2 protein-coding genes are annotated in these 1801 nt (G+C 56.2%); one reads left to right on the top strand and one right to left on the bottom strand.

Going from position 1 to position 1801, the window contains the following annotated elements; translation table 11 throughout:
- Window positions 1-1219, top strand: a 1219-nt coding sequence (gene icd, locus ACIONG_RS30460) for an NADP-dependent isocitrate dehydrogenase (protein WP_401304741.1), incomplete at its 5' end; no start/stop codon positions are given.
- A 78-nt stretch (window positions 1220-1297) separates the two neighbouring features.
- Here icd and ACIONG_RS30455 read toward each other — a convergent pair.
- Window positions 1298-1579, bottom strand: a complete 282-nt coding sequence (locus tag ACIONG_RS30455) for a cold shock domain-containing protein (protein ID WP_401304738.1) — start codon at window positions 1577-1579, stop codon at window positions 1298-1300.
- Window positions 1580-1801 lie beyond the last annotated feature (222 nt).

Here is a 1801-nt window from a genome sequence, read left to right as displayed (position 1 = left end):
CAAAATCACCGTCAATGCAGACCATTCTCTCAATGTTCCTGATAACCCGATCATCCCCTTCATTGAAGGTGACGGCATTGGCGTCGACGTCAGCCCTGTGATGATCAAAGTGGTTGATGCTGCCGTAGAGAAAGCCTACGGAGGCAAGCGCAAGATTTCCTGGATGGAAGTCTACGCTGGCGAAAAAGCGACTCAGGTCTATGACCAGGACACCTGGCTGCCCCAGGAAACCCTGGACGCGGTCAAGGATTACGTGGTTTCCATCAAAGGCCCGCTGACCACGCCGGTCGGTGGCGGTATCCGCTCGCTGAACGTGGCCCTGCGTCAGCAGCTCGATCTCTATGTATGTCTGCGCCCGGTGGTGTGGTTCGAAGGTGTGCCAAGTCCGGTGAAAAAGCCTGGCGACGTCGACATGGTGATCTTCCGCGAGAACTCCGAAGACATTTATGCCGGGATCGAATGGAAGGCCGGCTCCCCGGAAGCCACCAAGGTCATCAAGTTCCTCAAAGAAGAAATGGGCGTCACCAAGATCCGTTTCGACCAGGATTGCGGCATCGGCATCAAGCCGGTTTCCAAAGAAGGCACCAAGCGCTTGGTGCGCAAGGCCCTGCAATATGTCGTGGACAACGATCGCAAGTCGCTGACCATCGTGCACAAGGGCAACATCATGAAGTTCACCGAAGGTGCCTTCAAGGACTGGGGCTACGAGGTGGCGAAGGAAGAATTCGGTGCCGAGCTGCTCGATGGCGGCCCGTGGATGAAGTTCAAGAACCCGAAAACCGGGCGTGAAGTCATCGTCAAGGATGCCATCGCCGACGCCATGCTCCAGCAGATCCTGCTGCGCCCGGCCGAATACGATGTGATCGCCACCCTGAACCTCAACGGTGACTACCTCTCCGACGCGCTGGCGGCGGAAGTGGGCGGTATCGGTATCGCGCCGGGCGCCAACCTGTCCGACACCGTGGCCATGTTCGAGGCCACCCACGGCACTGCGCCGAAATATGCCGGCAAGGACCAGGTCAACCCAGGTTCGGTGATTCTGTCGGCCGAGATGATGCTGCGCCACCTGGGCTGGACCGAGGCGGCAGACCTGATCATCAAAGGCACCAACGGCGCGATCAAGGCCAAGACCGTGACCTACGACTTCGAACGTCTGATGGAAGGCGCCACGCTGGTGTCTTCTTCAGGCTTCGGTGAGGCGCTGATCAAACACATGTAAGCATCGCAGGCATGCGAAAACCGCCCGACCCGAATGATCGAGTCGGGCGGTTTTTTTCTGGCAGGCGATAAACTGGTTTTAGCTGGTGACCGATTGCGCCAGAGCGGCGGCCGAGGCTGCATCTGTTGCGGCTGGCTCGTTTTGAATTTTTATCGCATGCAGGCCTTTCGGGCCTTGCACGATGTCGAATTTCACCTGCTGTCCCGCTTTCAGGGTTTTATACCCGTCCATCTCAATGGCAGAGTAGTGCGCAAAGAAATCGATCTCTTTGCCATCCTCATCGTGACCCTCATGGGTATCGGTGTTGATGAAACCGAACCCCTTGGCATTGTTGAACCATTTCACCTTGCCGACAGCCATGCTCAAATCCCTCTGCAACAGACTCCATCGCTGGAGTATCATCCAAGTCATCCGCAATCTAATCCGTTAAAAGGATTGACTCCGCGGATCTTTTTTACCCACTGTGGGCTCTATTGGTTGTAACACCGTTTTCCCGATAGTCAAGGTGACCGGGCAGTCGGAGTTGAAAACGTGAACAACCGCCCCCACCACTGTATTTGCACAACTGACGAACCTTTCTTT

It is taken from the genome of Pseudomonas sp. NPDC087817 (assembly GCF_044742875.1).
Classification (GTDB): Bacteria; Pseudomonadota; Gammaproteobacteria; order Pseudomonadales; family Pseudomonadaceae; genus Aquipseudomonas.
Note: the sequence above shows the minus strand (reverse complement) of the source record. Positions and strands in the feature narration are given on the sequence as shown.